The organism is Spongiactinospora sp. 9N601, from assembly GCF_044326295.1.
GTDB classification, from domain to species: domain Bacteria; phylum Actinomycetota; class Actinomycetes; order Streptosporangiales; family Streptosporangiaceae; genus Spongiactinospora; species Spongiactinospora gelatinilytica.
In genome coordinates this window covers 54,013-67,672 of sequence record NZ_JBIRBB010000004.1, presented here as the reverse complement: position 1 = coordinate 67,672, position 13,660 = coordinate 54,013, and the positions used below count along the sequence as shown (strand labels likewise).

At 66.9% G+C, this 13,660-nt stretch carries 15 protein-coding genes and 1 pseudogene; 5 read left to right on the top strand and 11 right to left on the bottom strand.

Annotation, left to right across the window (positions count from 1 at the left end; genetic code table 11):
• Window positions 1-19: 19 nt before the first annotated feature.
• Window positions 20-718 (bottom strand): GPP34 family phosphoprotein, encoded by a 699-nt coding sequence (locus tag ACH34R_RS10220; protein WP_397561099.1) that lies wholly within the window; start codon window positions 716-718, stop codon window positions 20-22.
• A gap of 40 nt (window positions 719-758) precedes the next feature.
• On the opposite strand from ACH34R_RS10220, the gene ACH34R_RS10215 reads away from it, so the two are divergent.
• Window positions 759-902 (top strand): hypothetical protein, encoded by a 144-nt coding sequence (locus tag ACH34R_RS10215; protein WP_397561098.1) that lies wholly within the window; start codon window positions 759-761, stop codon window positions 900-902.
• A gap of 110 nt (window positions 903-1,012) precedes the next feature.
• Window positions 1,013-1,180, top strand: coding sequence for a hypothetical protein (locus ACH34R_RS10210; protein WP_397561097.1), 168 nt, complete (start codon window positions 1,013-1,015; stop codon window positions 1,178-1,180).
• 254 nt (window positions 1,181-1,434) lie between these two features.
• Here ACH34R_RS10210 and ACH34R_RS10205 read toward each other — a convergent pair whose 3' ends face one another.
• The 3 genes from ACH34R_RS10205 to ACH34R_RS10195 form a co-directional block, all read right to left on the bottom strand.
• Window positions 1,435-1,779 carry a DUF4158 domain-containing protein gene (locus ACH34R_RS10205; protein WP_397561096.1) on the bottom strand — a complete coding sequence of 115 codons (345 nt, stop codon included), beginning with the start codon at window positions 1,777-1,779 and terminating at the stop codon, window positions 1,435-1,437.
• A gap of 630 nt (window positions 1,780-2,409) precedes the next feature.
• Complete coding sequence (locus ACH34R_RS10200) at window positions 2,410-2,646, bottom strand: helix-turn-helix domain-containing protein (RefSeq protein WP_397561095.1); 237 nt, start codon at window positions 2,644-2,646, stop codon at window positions 2,410-2,412.
• The gene (locus ACH34R_RS10195) at window positions 2,646-3,143 is read right to left on the bottom strand and encodes a DUF2975 domain-containing protein (RefSeq protein WP_397561094.1); all 498 of its coding nucleotides are present in this window, start codon (window positions 3,141-3,143) and stop codon (window positions 2,646-2,648) included. Before ACH34R_RS10195 ends, ACH34R_RS10200 begins: the two co-directional genes overlap by 1 nt.
• 219 nt (window positions 3,144-3,362) lie before the next feature.
• On the opposite strand from ACH34R_RS10195, the gene ACH34R_RS10190 reads away from it, so the two are divergent.
• Window positions 3,363-3,701 carry a serine hydrolase gene (locus ACH34R_RS10190; protein WP_397561093.1) on the top strand — a complete coding sequence of 113 codons (339 nt, stop codon included), beginning with the start codon at window positions 3,363-3,365 and terminating at the stop codon, window positions 3,699-3,701.
• Window positions 3,702-3,842: 141 nt separating this feature from the next.
• Here ACH34R_RS10190 and ACH34R_RS10185 read toward each other — a convergent pair whose 3' ends face one another.
• On the bottom strand, window positions 3,843-4,649 hold the full coding sequence (locus ACH34R_RS10185; protein WP_397561092.1) for an SDR family NAD(P)-dependent oxidoreductase: 807 nt from the start codon (window positions 4,647-4,649) through the stop codon (window positions 3,843-3,845).
• Between the two features lie 62 nt (window positions 4,650-4,711).
• Between ACH34R_RS10185 and ACH34R_RS10180 the strand changes: the two are divergent.
• Window positions 4,712-5,496 (top strand): annotated as a pseudogene (locus tag ACH34R_RS10180) (helix-turn-helix domain-containing protein).
• Window positions 5,497-5,557: 61 nt separating this feature from the next.
• Here the strand turns inward: ACH34R_RS10180 and ACH34R_RS10175 are convergent.
• The 4 genes from ACH34R_RS10175 to ACH34R_RS10160 form a co-directional block, all read right to left on the bottom strand.
• Window positions 5,558-6,325, bottom strand: a complete 768-nt coding sequence (locus ACH34R_RS10175) for an acyl-CoA thioesterase domain-containing protein (protein WP_397561091.1) — start codon at window positions 6,323-6,325, stop codon at window positions 5,558-5,560.
• Between the two features lie 11 nt (window positions 6,326-6,336).
• Window positions 6,337-6,756 (bottom strand): transposase, encoded by a 420-nt coding sequence (locus ACH34R_RS10170; RefSeq protein ID WP_397561090.1) that lies wholly within the window; start codon window positions 6,754-6,756, stop codon window positions 6,337-6,339.
• A 544-nt stretch (window positions 6,757-7,300) separates the two neighbouring features.
• Entirely contained in the window at window positions 7,301-9,325 is a 2,025-nt protein-coding gene (locus tag ACH34R_RS10165; RefSeq protein ID WP_397561089.1) for an FtsX-like permease family protein, read from the bottom strand.
• A 107-nt stretch (window positions 9,326-9,432) separates the two neighbouring features.
• The gene (locus ACH34R_RS10160; protein WP_397561506.1) at window positions 9,433-10,107 is read right to left on the bottom strand and encodes an ABC transporter ATP-binding protein; all 675 of its coding nucleotides are present in this window, start codon (window positions 10,105-10,107) and stop codon (window positions 9,433-9,435) included.
• A 290-nt stretch (window positions 10,108-10,397) separates the two neighbouring features.
• Here ACH34R_RS10160 and ACH34R_RS10155 point away from each other — a divergent pair, with 290 nt between their 5' ends.
• A complete protein-coding gene (locus ACH34R_RS10155) occupies window positions 10,398-10,751 on the top strand; it encodes a hypothetical protein (RefSeq protein ID WP_397561088.1) in 354 nt (117 codons plus the stop codon).
• A gap of 646 nt (window positions 10,752-11,397) precedes the next feature.
• Here the strand turns inward: ACH34R_RS10155 and ACH34R_RS10150 are convergent.
• Together ACH34R_RS10150 and ACH34R_RS10145 are read right to left on the bottom strand one after the other, a co-directional pair.
• Window positions 11,398-11,805, bottom strand: coding sequence for a hypothetical protein (locus ACH34R_RS10150; protein ID WP_397561087.1), 408 nt, complete (start codon window positions 11,803-11,805; stop codon window positions 11,398-11,400).
• A gap of 290 nt (window positions 11,806-12,095) precedes the next feature.
• On the bottom strand, window positions 12,096-13,454 hold the full coding sequence (locus ACH34R_RS10145) for a helix-turn-helix domain-containing protein (protein WP_397561086.1): 1,359 nt from the start codon (window positions 13,452-13,454) through the stop codon (window positions 12,096-12,098).
• Window positions 13,455-13,660 lie beyond the last annotated feature (206 nt).

Here is a 13,660-nt window from a genome sequence, read left to right as displayed (position 1 = left end):
TGTGATGAGGGGGGCGGGTTCATCGGGGGCTGATGGTGGAGTCGCCTACGGCCGCCTCGGTCTGCGCGATCAGTTCCCGAAGCGGCGCCGGGAGGGCGGCGATCGCATCAGAGACGTATCTCCGGTTCTGCTCCCACAGGACCAACCGGCTGCCTCCGGTCGCGACGAGCAGCCCCAGCAGGACGCTGTCCTGAACGTTGAGCGGCTCATCGCGGTCGATCGCCAGGTTGACGCGTCCCCTGGACAGCGCCGCGATGTTCGCGTTGACCGGTACCTGCCTCCGCGACAGCCGTCTGACCGCAGACGGGCGCAGCAGCCCGTCGGCGGTCATCCGGGCCGCCACGTCGGTGGCCGCCGTACGGGCGAGGAACTGCAGCCAGGTACGGAATCGATGCGAGGGTTCCGCGATGATGTGGTCCAGGGCGGTCCTGGTGAGCGCGTCGTCGGGCGGCGTCGCGTCGAGAACGACGAGCCGTGTCCGCCCCGCCGCCGATGCCAAGGTCGTCCGCCCGGCGAGCATCAGCTCTCCCAGGATGGCAGCGGCCAACCCCAAGCCGGTCAGGCGGGCATGAAGCCTCATCCGGCCGGACACGTTGTCATGCACGGCGAAGAACAGGTCGTTGGCTAATCGGGTTCTTGAAGGGTCGACTCCGGCCACGAACGGCGATCGTATAGCTAAATCATTAAATCTGTCATTACTTGAACGAGGATCCGGCATCGGGTAAAGGCCGACCGGCAAGAAGTGAAGAAACGGGCAGATGGCCAATGACCTGGAGCAATGCCTTGCGGACATCGCGCTGCTGGCGCTGGTCCTCAAGGACAACCCCCGCCCCGAGCGGCGTTTGTACCCCGACGTCATCGCTGCGAAGGATCACGCCGGACCTGTCCAGGTACCGGCATGACAGGTGTAGTTCTTCAACATTTGCGCCTCCCCCGAGTACGTCTACAACCTGGAGATATCGGTGCCGTCTACGGACGAGCGGCGCTCGCCGAGAAGGCCGACACCACGAAGATGACGGTTACCACCGGGTACATGGCGGCGCGGGACAAGCTCGCCGTCGCCGTCTCCGGCTGCGGGGAGGTGCAGGACGCCCCCGAGGCGTTCGAGCAGACCGTCGTCGAACCGCACGAGATGACGGCACCGGGGAGAACGAACTCGCGTTGTACGGCGCGGTCATGATGCTCCGCTCAGCGCTGCACCACCTCGGCGAAGCAACCGACCAACTCGACGCCCCCGACACCTAACGGTCGAAGCCGGCCCAGGCCACGCTGTACGCCATCACCTGGTGGACGCCCAGCCACGCGTCGGCGAGCGCCACGTACGCCGTCACCACATCGAAGCCACCGGGAAAGCTCGGCGACTTTGGCGAGCAGCTCACACGCCGCGATCAGCCGGCGCAACCCGCGAGCGGGCGTCACCTCAGAGCCCCCACATCAACCTGAACCGCCCCACAGAAAACACAAATCAGCGACAATACCGACTCTGAAGCGATTCAGCCCACGACACCGATGGACACTGGCCGCCATGGTTCTTTTTCCTGGTCGCGGCGATATTCGCCACCCGGCGAGCTCAAAAGACATCCTATTGGTCTGCTTCGCGACGTAGTCGACCACCTCGTCAGGGAACTCCGCCCGCCCGCGCGGGAACCGCCGTTGCTGCGTGAAGTACTTCAGCAACAGAGCGAAGGCCAGACGACTGCCTTCCAGTGCTCGATGAGTTCGTCCATGCCAAGCGGCGGACGTTCCATACCCAGAGATCCGCGCCAGACGCTTCGGCATTACAGAAGGTCAGGCTAGGGATCTTCGAGGTTTGGCCGGCCCATGACTGGCCATATAGGTCCTGGAGGGCCGGGTAGTACCCGTTCCTTAGCGGAGAGGGGGGCGGTGAGGACTGGGTGCGGTGCCGACCGGGGCCGGGGCCGGGGGCCGGGGTCGGCGTCGGGGTCGGGGTCGGCGTCCATCTGATCGGCGAGGATGGTCTCCAGCATGTGCAGGTCGCGCAGGGTGAAGCTGGTGTTGTCGGGCTCGGTTGCGTAGGCGCGCCAGTAGAGGCTTTCGATCTGCTGGACCTGGTTGGGGTCGAACGGCGCGTGCGGGCAGGTCGCCGTTGCGGGCCAGGGTGGTCAGGTAGGCGCGCATGTTCCCCGGCGCGCGTTCGCGCCGGATCAGCTCGATGACCTCTCTCGCCTCCCCTGGTCGGCGCCGGTCAGCTCGGTCACCGCGCGCTCCAGGTGCGAGAGAGATGAAGGGTTTTGAGGGGTCTGAAGGGAGGGGGTCTGTGTTTCCCGGACGCTTTGAGCGCAGACCTAGACCCTTTGGCAGCAAAAGGAACGTCGCACTAAACCGAGTCGGTGACGGCCACGCTGCCGAGTGGAGGTGTCGCGACCGGCGCCGTAGGCCCCGCCGCTGTCAGCTTCCGGGTTCTTGCCGATTGACGTCCTCGTCCGGGACATAGCGAAGGATGTCGCCGGGCTGGCAGCCGAGGGCTTTGCAGATGGCGTCTAGGGTGCTGAAGCGGATTGCCTTCCCACGGCCATTCTTCAGGACGGAGATGTTCGCGGCGGAGATGTTCACCGCGGTGACGAACTCGCCGACGGACATCTTGCGTCGGGCCAACTGGACGTCGATGTCGACAATGATGCTCATCAGATCACCTCGTCGAGTTCGGTGCGTAGCGCGATCGCCTGCACCAGCAGGTGCCGGCCGACAAGGGTGAGCAGGAGCAACACCACGCCTGCCGCGACGCCGCCAGCCGAGCCGAGCCAAAGGCCGAGAGTCTCCATGCCGTCGGTTGGGGAGGGGATGTCGGCGAACGTTACGAACAGAAAGAGGCCGAGGGTGACCACGGTGGCTGCGGCTGCAACCCCGACGCCGACGTTGACCCAGGTCAACGTGGGACCAGCGAACAGCGTGCCGGCACCCGCCCGCCTGAGCAGGATGATCAGCGCGAGGAGCCCGACCTGGACGCAAGCGATGAAGGTGATCGCGGCTGTCACCAGGGGCGTCTCCAGCGGTGCGTACGGCGGGAAAGCGGCGACCTCGTCGGCGGCGATGGTTGGGATGATGACGATCTGCGCGTAGAGGCCGACGATCATCGCGAAGCCGAAGCACAGCTGAAGGAGGGAGGCGAGGGTCCGAGACATATATCGATAATCGATGCTTATTTATCGTTTGTCAAGGGCGCGCCGGGCATCGGCCTGCTGCAGGGCAACTCTTCGTGCCGCCTATCGGCATTGGTCGGCCGAACCCTGCCGCAGAAACTGGGATCTCGCTCGGGATGACGTGCTGGCGGCGGTCGAAGCGGTGGACCGACGCTGGTGTGCGCGACGAGCTGCAAAGGTGGGACGGGTGGCCTGGCCGCCATGTACGCGGCGGCCGTCTGGGGCATCGACGCACGCCCTCCGCTGCTCAAGCCGGACACCGTCGGCGAGTTATCCATGCTGCACTCCACCGGCGGCGACCTGGTACGCGGCGAGCAGCGCGCCTACGCGCTCGGGTTCCAGGCCAAGGGCCGGCGCTATGGGTTCCTCAGCGCCCATGCGTTCGGCCACGACGGCTCGGCAGGCTCGGAGTCCTTCGCCGACCCCGCCAGCGGCATCGCCGTCGGCTACGCACGCCGCCGTTTCGGATTCGGCTGGTCCTACCCCGAGCACGACCGGCTCGCCGCGGCGGCGCACCGCGCCGCCACCGCCTCCTCCTAAGAGCCCCATGACCTCGATCAACGCCCGTCATCCCGAGACACGCGGCCTCGCACTGCCGGTGGAGGCCGCCGCGCAGCCGCCCCGCGTGCCTGGTGCCGGACGCGGGACACGCGACTTCCTGTTTCGTGCCGGATCACCGGCTCATGCCTTGGCGGCCAGTGGTCGCCACGCGTTCCAGGTGTCGAGCCGCTGCCGGTAGGCGGCTTCGACGACGGGATAGGGGTAGGTGCCGAGGAAGAGCCGCAGGGGCGGATCGTCGGTGTCGATCAGTTCGAGGATGACGTCGGCGGTGGCCCGGGGGTCCTGTGGTGCGCGGGCGGTCGCGCCGGCCTGGCGGGCGCGGCGGATCGGTTCGTAGGCGGCGAGGGGTTCGGTGTGGACCGCGGACGCGCCGGACCAGTCGGTGCCGTACGGGCCGGGTTCGACGATCGTGACGCGGATGCCGAGCGGGCCGACCTCCTGGGCGAGCGCTTCGCTCATCCCCTCCAGCGCCCACTTGGAGGCGTTGTACAGCCCGAGGGTAGGGAAGGCGGCCAGGCCGCCGAGGCTGGACACCTGCACGATGTGCCCGCCGCCTCGGGCGCGCATCAGCGGCAGCGCGGTCTGGGTCACCCAGAGCGGACCGAGCAGATTGGTGTCGAGCTGGGCACGGGCCTGCTCTTCCGTGACCTCCTCGACCATCCCGAACAGGCCGTAGCCCGCGTTGTTCACGACCACGTCGAGGTGGCCGAAGGCGTCGGCGGCCCGCCGTACCGCGGCGGTGGCGGTGGCCCGGTCGGTGACGTCGAGGTGGAGCGGCAGGACGCCGTCCCCGTACGCCTCGACGAGGGGCAGCAGGGCTTCGGGGCGGCGCGCCGTGGCGGCGACGCGGTCGCCGCGGGCGAGGGCGGCTTCGGCCCAGATGCGGCCGAAGCCGCGGGACGCGCCGGTGATGAACCAGGTCTTCATGCCTCCACCCTGCGCGGTCCGCCGGCCTCCAGCCAGCACCCCGGCAGGGTTACCCTTCGGATATGGCGAGCGACAACGCCTTGGGGGAATTCCTGAAGGCCAGGCGGGGACGGGTTCCGCCGTCGCGGGCGAACCCGCCCGCCATCGGCCGGCGCCGGGTGGCGGGGCTGCGCAGAGATGAGCTGGCCGGCTTGGCCGGCATCAGCGAGCCGTACCTGACCCGGCTGGAGCAGGGCATCGACCGGCACCCGTCACCGCAGGTGCTGCGGGCCCTCGCGCGGGCGCTGGAGCTGGACGCCGACGCCTCGGCGTACCTGCTGGCCCTGGCCGCCCCCGACCCCGTACGACCGCCGGAGACCGAGGTCGGCGCGGACGTGCAGCGGCTGCTCGACATGTGGGCGGGCACTCCGGCGTACGCGCGCAACCGGCGGTTCGACGTGCTGGCCGCCAACAAGTGGGCCCGCGCGCTCGCCCCGATGTACGAGCCCGGGCACAACCTGGCGCGGGAGGTGTTCCTCCGTCCCGAGGCCCGCCGGCTGTTCCCCGACTGGCAGCAGATCGCCGCGCAGACGGCCGCGGCCCTGCGTGCCGAGTCGACCCGCGCGATCCCAGGACCGCGCGGCTCGTGGCCGAACTGGAGGCCGACGAGGACTTCCGCCGCCTGTGGGCGCTGCACGACGCGCGCCCCGCCCGCGACGAGCTCAAACGGTTCGTCCATCCGGTCGTCGGGGAACTCGCCCTGCGGCGGCAGGCCCTCACCGTCGGCGGCGCCGAGCACCAGGTGATCATCGTCTACCAGGCGACGCCGGAAAGCCCCTCCGAGTCCGCCCTCGCCCGGCTGGTCTGACACTTTGCCCCGTCCGCCAGGGCCGTAGTGCCGGCCGCCGAGCACGGCGCGTGGGAGCCGTTCAGCCGGTGGGGGCCGGGTTGGCCACGGCCGTCACGACGCAGAAGCCGAACGGCCCCGTCGTGTCGTGCAGGGTGATCTGCCCCGTGGCCACCCCGGCCGCGCTCAGGTGCCCGGTGGCCTCCACTCCGATGAGCTCCCCTTCCGGCACCCGCCCCATGGTGAGCGTGTAGTCGGCGTTGATGAACCGCAGCCCTTCAGGGCCCGCGTTGCTGAGGGGGCTGGCGAAGTCGGCCGCCAGCGCCGCGCGGACGAACGGCGTTATGGGCTCGTCCTCCACCAGCGGGTACGTCTCCCGCAACCACGCCCGCCCGGGCCCGGGCCGCTCCCAGCCGGCCAGCCGCCACAGGTCGAACGGCGGCGTCCAGTAGCGGCCCCGCTCCGGCGGCCCGGACGGCGGAGCCGCGTCCCAGGCGGGCGTGACGACGGACCGCGTACCGCCGGGCTGCTCGCCCTGCCGGAGCAGCACGGCGGCGGCCCGGCCGATCACGCCCTGTTCCGTGGTGATCGTCGCGTCGGCGACGCGGATCCGGCGTCCGTCCCTGACGAGGGCGGTCTCGACCGTGACGGGCATCATCGGGCTGTTGCGGAACAGGTCCACGGTCAGCCGGGCGAAGTGCAGCCCGGGCTCCGCGTACCGCTCCTCGATGGCACGCGCGGCCAGCCCGCCGAGAAGGCGGCCGTGCAGCATGTCGGGGGACCATGGACCGTGTGCGTGCGGCGCGGGGACGAGTTCGTCCCGCTTCCGCGCGAAGAACGCTGAGGACACAGAACTAAATTCTAGATCAATTGCTGTCCAGTTCCTACGCTTTTGCGAGGAGTACGATGAGGCGCGCTGGGAACGACGCCGCCGGACGATCGCTGACGACCACGGTCGGAGTGGAAGATCACCCGCCCGGCCGGACGGCGGCGAACGTAGGTCTGCCGCAACGCCTCGGCCACCAGATCGGTGCGCAGGTGATCGGCCGCCGCCCAGCCCACCACCCGCCGCGAGGCGATGTCGATCACCGTGGCCGGATACAACCACCCCTGCCCGGTGGCGATGTAGGTGACATCCCCGCACCAGCGGGCATCGACCGCCGAGGCGTCCGGAGCGAAGTCCCAGCCGATCAGATCCGCCCGGACATGCGCGTGCGGATCCGCGACAGTCGTCCGCCGCCCGCGCCGCCGATGCCGCCCGGCCAGTCCCAGCACGCGCATCAGCCGGGCCACCCGACCGAGACGGGGTCCACCGCAGGCCGCGGCGGGCCCCGTCCTCGTCACCGGCAGCCGCTACAGTCGGCGGAACATGTACTTGGCCCGACAGCCTCACCTACCAGCACCTGAACGATCACCCAGGTGCCCGATCCAAGCCCACAAGCACGTCGCGAGGATTCCTCTCCCTCTCTGCCAAACTGGTGTGACACATGAGGAGGCACAAACGATCGCACTCGATCTGATGACCCTCGTCATGACGGGCCGCAGCCGAACGCCGATCTTCGAAGCTCCAGCTGCGGTCAGCGAGAAGCGAGGCTGCCATCCCCGGTGCCGTCACCATCACCCGGAGGACGTCTGCGACAGCGGCACCCTCGATGGGGCCCGCATGCGAGGGGACCAACCAGCCCGCGAAACCGAAGCCCGCATTGGCGAACTGATCCGCAATCCCAAGAGAGGTTCCGGGTAAAGGACCCGCACAGGTTAGCCATGGCCCGCGCAGCGGACGCGCGGGCTGTGAGGTCATCGCGATCGCCCTCCCGCACCATGGTCAGTCGGTCGCGGGACGCCAGTGGGCCGCACTGCGCACGGCGCCCACGCCTGCCGCCAGGCCGATGGACACGGCCAGGACGAGGGCTCCTGCCGTACTCGCCAGCAGGAGGGGCCAGGAGAAGACACCCGTGTTCGACATGGCGATGAAGAACAAGCCCTGCCAGGCCGCGACGGCCGCGCCGAAGATGAGGGCGATCGTGGTGGGCAGAGTCAGGTTCCACACCGCCGTGCCGAACAGGAAACGGCGCCGGTCGTTGAGCACCGCCAGCGGTGCGACCGCGGTGGTGAACACGAGAAACTCCGCGGCGGAACTGAACGCCATGGCGAGCGCCAGCACCCCCAAGGTGAGTACGGTCAGCAACCGTACCCAGTCCGCCATGGCGACCAGACGCTGGGAGCCCAGAAGCCAGCTGTCGTAGGGACGGGCCACCTTCGCCATGCCGAAAGCCTCGCGAGCGGTCTGCTTCACCTCCGCGGCCAGGTCCGTCGTGCCCAGCGGAGACACCACCGCTATCTCGTCGTACCCCGTTCCGGGGGTTTCTCGGATCTCGACCTCATTTCCGGTACGGAGGTATTGCCCCAGCACTTCGGCGCGTACATCGCCGTCGGCCAGCCGGGGTTTTCGCGTGGGGCAAGCGATGCCGAGCGCTGTCACGTCCGGGCACGAGCCATGCAGGACGGACGCGTCCCTGCGGGTAACCGGGAACGCATGTGCGGTGTCGGGCAGCGTACGGCGAAAGGCGGCCAGGGCGGTGGGCGTGCCTGATTGTGGCGTGACCACCAGCACTGAGTCCTGCAACCGCTGCCGCATGAGCTGCGCGTTCTGCCCGGAGTCGCCGAGACGGCTGGACCATACCTGGGCCTGGGTCACCACACCCAAACCGATGACCACCACCGCGACGACCCGGACCACGACCCCCGGGCGTGCCTGAGTCCAGCGGCCCGCGATCAGGGCGGCGCCCCAGCCCACCCGTCTCCCGTACGCCGCGGCAGCGCCGCCCCAGCGGCGGATCGCCACCCCGACCGCCGAAGGCAGCATCCCCCACAGCAGGGCCGTACCACCAACATAGGCCAGGAACCCGACCACCTTCGGCAGGTAGGGCGCAGCCACGATCGCCACCAGTGCGAGCAGGCCCGCATAGAGCCGCCACCGGGGGATGGCGTCCGCGAACGTACGCGGGCGGGTCGACTTCCCGTCCGAGGTATACCGGTGCAGCCCCATGACCATGCACAGCATCAACGCCAAGACAGCGACCGCGACGATTGCCGCTGACCCCGCCCACTCGCGAAGATCCGCCGGATGAGCGACCTGGTCGACTACTGGGACGCGGATCGGCACCGCGGACATCACTGCGTACGGCACGGCACCCAGGGCCGTGCCGATCGCCAGAGGAACGACGGCCTCCCCGGCATCCATAAGTGTCCGGTGCCGCCGTCCCGCGCCGAGCGCGGCCAGCAGGTGCAGACGCCGGTCGCGCGCGGTCGATCCGCAGCGGGCGGCGACCACGAGTAGTACGATCGCCGCGCCGCCGAACGTGAACCCGATCGCGCTGAGCAACTGGCCAACTGAGACCCGGTCGGCCGTGTCCCCCATCGGGGTGGCACGCGCCGAGCCGATCCGAGTGATCTCGAACCACCCCCGGTGGTCGGTGACCACCGGTCGGACATACGCCAGCCGCTCGGAAGGCGTGGCCAGGCCCTCGGCCTCTATGGTCCCCGCCATTTCGCCGTACCGCCGGGTGATGCCCTCCGCCGCGCCGGCGCGGATCAGCTCCGGCGAAAGGAACACCTCACCGCGCTTCGGCCAGCGGGGGATACCCGGAGGTGGCGCAACGGCAGGCGATTCCGGCTCCAGGTAGACCACCTGATGCGGAATCGTTTCGATGGAGTCGCCGGCCCATTTGTAGCGGGCGACCACCGGGTCGCCTTTTCGCGCCGGCTCGGCGCCGCGGGCGAGTTCACGCCGATCCCAGCCGTCATAGGTGGCGATGACCGCGACCCCGGCCATGACCACCAGCGTCACGGTGAATGCGGCCGCCACAAGCGCCGTGAAGCGGAGCCTGCTCCCCTGCCCGCGGCCCGACGCGGCCAGGCCCAACCGAAGCAGGTGCAGGGCCGCCGTGGAGTCCCTCACGCGTGGTCCCCGACGAAACGACCCGCCATCAGGTCAAGCCTGCGGTCCGCCCTGGCGGCGATGGCTTGGTCGTGCGTCACGATCAGCACCCCGCGCCGCCGTCGGCGCGGCAGCGTGAACAGCAGATCGGCGACGGCGTCCCGGCTGTCCTGATCCAGTGCACCGGTAGGCTCGTCCGCGAGGATCAGCGGAGGGTCGTTGATCAACGCCCGTGCCACAGCCGTACGCTGCCGCTCGCCACCGGACAGATGAGCGGCCGGCGTGCCGTCCACCGGGACACCCAGATCCACCAGCAGGCCACGGGCGGAATCAAAGGCCGCCTTGCGGCCGACCCCGGCGAGAAGGGCGGCGAGCGCCACGTTCTCCACCGGTGACAACTCCGGCAATAGTTCACCGAACTGGAACACCATGCCGAGGTGCTTGCGCCGGTACTGCGCCAGGCGGCGTCGCGGCAATGCGGTGATATCCTCGCCCATCACCCAGATACGCCCGTCCTCGGGCTTGGTGAGTCCCAACACACAGGTGAGCAGCGTCGTCTTCCCGGTCCCGCTCGGCCCGCACAGCACCACCGATTCACCGGCCCACACCGAAAGGTCGAGGTCCACGAATATGTCCGCAGTCGCGGTCGAATAGCACAATTTCTCGATCTGCAGAAGCGGCACCGAAGGCACGTTGGCCAATATGTTCACCTTTCCGTATAGGTGGGATGCCGGGCAAGCACCGCGCCTTGCCCGGCATCGATTCACTCAGCGCCGACTGCTAGGAACCCCACTCGCTGCAGTTATCCGGCCAGGCAGAGATAGTCTCGCACGCCCGGAGCCGAGTGACCGTGGAGCCCGTGTTGCTATCGACGTAGTCACCATCCGATCCCTCCAACCCGTAGGAGCGCTGGTTGTCTGGAGAGGCACTTCGGAAGTACTGGTTGTACACGTGGCACGGGTTGGTCGCCCAGCAGTGATTGATGAGGCGTACCACGTTGCTTCCGTATGTGTACGACTGGGCGGACCCGCTGCTGTTGGTCACGTTGATCGCCGACGCGCCTGCCACCGGGGCCACCGCCAAGGCCGCGAGCACCGCGCCCGCCAGAATGGCAAGCGGCCTTACGGGTCGCCTTAACCTGCTCAACACAGGTATCCTCCTTCTCGCATCGTTGGATGCGCTGTGGGCGGGGCCTCCCAAAGCTTTCCGCCCACAGCCTGACTCTTCACCGTTGATCTTTACACTCCCTGGACCACTTGATCAAGTGCAGCGTGAAGTTGAGCAACACACCTACAAATTTGAACCTTTTAAGGTGATCGTTGATCACGCTGGGTAGCATCCCGGACGAACTCTCGCCCTCCAGTCGCAGAAATCGGGGATGTCAACCAATTGCTGGCCATGATGATGTTGCAGTTGATGCGCCATCGAATTCGGCCCGTCCGGAATTAGATTATAAGCGCCCTTGATCACTGCCACACTCTGCCAGGACGTACCGCTTTGCGGCCTTCAGGACACGCCTGACTCCATAGAAGTGCCAGGCCGTGACTACGGCTGCCGTGCCGTATCGCATGCACGCGAGCAACCATCGAGCAACCACAAACCTATGCCCGCCACACAAACCCTACACTCCCGGAAACGGGCAATGTCCCGCCCGAGGCTGTTGGAAGTAGGTCCCTGTCACCGCTTCCTCGGGACGAGGTAGTCAGCCGCAGATTTACCGCGAACATGCACATGACCAAACTGGTCAAAGGGTCGAGGGGTCGAGGGGTCGAGGGGTCGCGAAATCTAGGCGATCTCGAACGGGGCGCCACCACAGAATTGCGACTTGACTCAATACCCCTGGGTGCATCCAGCCATCGAACACTTGCACCGGAGAGCTACAACGCCTTCAATACGTTCGGCACCAGTTCAAGGCACTCCTGGCCATCACCGCAGACGGTAGAATCCGGAGCAGTTCCAAAGCTCAGTATGTGTGGGAACATTCACGTCCGCGACCGACGGATAATTCGGGAAAGGCTACCTCGATAAGTCGAGCCGAGCCTGGTCACCACCCCCTCGAACGGCCCAGGGCCATGCCTGAGCCTGCTCACATGGTTCTCGGGGAGCAGCACGTGGTCGCCGACCTTTAGTTGATCGGATCCTGTCCAGCGATAGCCATAGCCGTCGACCTCGACCACCTGGTCTCCGTTGAACTCGTAGTAGCGTGAAACATCTTCGAGCATTCGTTCCAGGTCCTTGACCTTCGCGCGAAGGCGGTCCAGTTCTTCCCGTTCGGCTCGCGCCGTACCAGCGCCCAACTGCTTGCCAAGGGCGAGCCCGGCCTCCCAGCCCTCTGCACGGGCCGCAGTCAAGGCGCGGTCGTTTTCAGTAGCGTGGAGCTTGCAGGCCATGTCGTGGCCATACACGACCTGCTTGCAAGGCGTGCCAGCCTTGGTCTGGCGTCCGCATGTCCGAGGCCTTACCCCTGATTCCTGCATGATTGCGCTACCTCCACGATCCGACACGAAGACTAAGCACAGTCGCCAGTGTCACCGAGAATAGCCACAAACTGCCCTGCTTACACGGGTTCGTGGTAGCAGGCACCGTTGCGAAGCCCCTCCAAATCGCTTGAACCCAGGCAGGCCGCGACTGCTCACTAGTACAGAGCTGGCTAGTGGTGGAACGCATGGTCTGTGTCCGGTCAGTTCTCCTCTTCTTCTTCCGCCTCCCACGCACGAATCTCTTCCTCGATCTCCTTTTTGTGCTCCTCCCAGGCCACGCGAGCAGCGTCGACGTGGGCACTTCGCTCAGGCGTCCGCTGCCGAACGGCCACGGCCAACAGCAGGTCAAAACCGCTTGCGTCCGGCAGGACGACGACCGACCCACCGTCCACCGTCATACCTGTGCGGATCAAATCCGCCTCGAACACCTCATCAAGCTCTCCTACCTCCTCCTGTAGCAGGTCGAGCAGAGACCAGGCGAAGGTTGCCGAGGAGACAGGATCGTCGTCCTGGAAACTAGGGAACGCTTCCCCTCCACGGCTGTGGTCACGGCAGCAAACTTTGACCAGGATGTCTTGTCCTGCTTCACGCTCCAGCACGACGACCGAACCAGAGTCCTCTTCAACCAACGCAATCCGTTCGCCGCGGAGCGTGTAGCCAAGGATCACATTGAGTTCCGCTTCACACCGCGCGAGCAACTCGAAGATTCCCCAGGCCATGGCAAGGGATTGGGAACGATTGTCGTCGATGAGGTCCTGCTGCCCATCCACGGCGAAGGTCAGCGGACGGATCGAAGTTGCCGTATGCATCCAGTGTTGCGCTTCGCCCGACCATGCTTCCCACCAGCGATCGGGGTGGAGTGGGGAGGTGACGAGGCGTCCGTCGATCTGTGCGGGCGCCAGCATATGTGCTGCGTACCGTGGCTTCTGAAGCATCCGCAATGCCTGCACGAGACGAGGAGAAATGAGCATCCGCCTGATCTTTGACCAGGACCAGTTCCGCTCTTGATCACGGGGATACCGCGTGTAAGCGTACTCGGAGACATTCGTCAACTCCCCCAGCGAGGCGGAGGTAAGAGCGATGTACAGTGCCGCCGCTTCGGCCAGATTCCGAGCACCGGGCACGTGCCCTGAGTGCAGTTGGCTGCCAAGATTCTGCGAAGTCGACAAGAAGCGTCTCAGCCACTGGGGACGTTCGGAAACCTTCATAAGGATCGCGTCCGGCAGTTCGCCTAAAACGTGGGAATCCCAGATACTCTCGTACTCGAGGTGGAAGCTCTCCCCGTTCATCGTGAGTTCTGTCCCTAGCATGTGGGCTTCCGAGGGAGTCAGCGGGTCGCCCCGGAACCGGGTATTGAACAGAGGCACCCACGAGTCGACTGGCTGCACGATAGCGGCGAGCACTTTGCGGATCTTGCTCCTCGTTGCTTCCCCCACCGCATCGAGGTCTGCTTCTCCTCGCCGCCAGGTCGCTAGGGAGATGCCGGCACGACGGGCGGCATCTGCCTGACTGAGTCCCAACGACTCCCTTGCAGCCTTAACGTCCTCTTTTACGATCACAGATCCTCCTGAGTGCTCACTGAGTACTCAGACTCTACTCGGGCAGACTCCAGCGCGCCAGGAGAATGACAAAAGTAAGGGGGAGAATCACATCGCCGGATCGTCATCTCCGGCGAGCCCGGTATGGGCAAGACCACGCTGGCAGGTGCAACTGCTGTTGCACTGCCAGCCACCCGCGCCGCCGACCAGGCCACCGGAGGTGAGGG

Bases quoted from the DNA above. Each gene is read 5' to 3' on its own strand.
- ACH34R_RS10185 (WP_397561092.1), bottom strand. From the start codon at position 4,649: ATGAAGACCTGGTTCATCACCGGCGCGTCCCGCGGCTTCGGCCGCATC.
- ACH34R_RS10210 (WP_397561097.1), top strand. From the start codon at position 1,013: ATGACGGTTACCACCGGGTACATGGCGGCGCGGGACAAGCTCGCCGTC.
- ACH34R_RS10155 (WP_397561088.1), top strand. From the start codon at position 10,398: ATGAGGCGTACCACGTTGCTTCCGTATGTGTACGACTGGGCGGACCCG.
- ACH34R_RS10190 (WP_397561093.1), top strand. From the start codon at position 3,363: ATGTACGCGGCGGCCGTCTGGGGCATCGACGCACGCCCTCCGCTGCTC.
- ACH34R_RS10170 (WP_397561090.1), bottom strand. From the start codon at position 6,756: ATGCGCGTGCTGGGACTGGCCGGGCGGCATCGGCGGCGCGGGCGGCGG.
- ACH34R_RS10205 (WP_397561096.1), bottom strand. From the start codon at position 1,779: ATGCCGAAGCGTCTGGCGCGGATCTCTGGGTATGGAACGTCCGCCGCT.
- ACH34R_RS10195 (WP_397561094.1), bottom strand. From the start codon at position 3,143: ATGTCTCGGACCCTCGCCTCCCTCCTTCAGCTGTGCTTCGGCTTCGCG.
- ACH34R_RS10200 (WP_397561095.1), bottom strand. From the start codon at position 2,646: ATGAGCATCATTGTCGACATCGACGTCCAGTTGGCCCGACGCAAGATG.
- ACH34R_RS10150 (WP_397561087.1), bottom strand. From the start codon at position 11,805: ATGGCCTGCAAGCTCCACGCTACTGAAAACGACCGCGCCTTGACTGCG.
- ACH34R_RS10220 (WP_397561099.1), bottom strand. From the start codon at position 718: ATGCCGGATCCTCGTTCAAGTAATGACAGATTTAATGATTTAGCTATA.
- ACH34R_RS10215 (WP_397561098.1), top strand. From the start codon at position 759: ATGGCCAATGACCTGGAGCAATGCCTTGCGGACATCGCGCTGCTGGCG.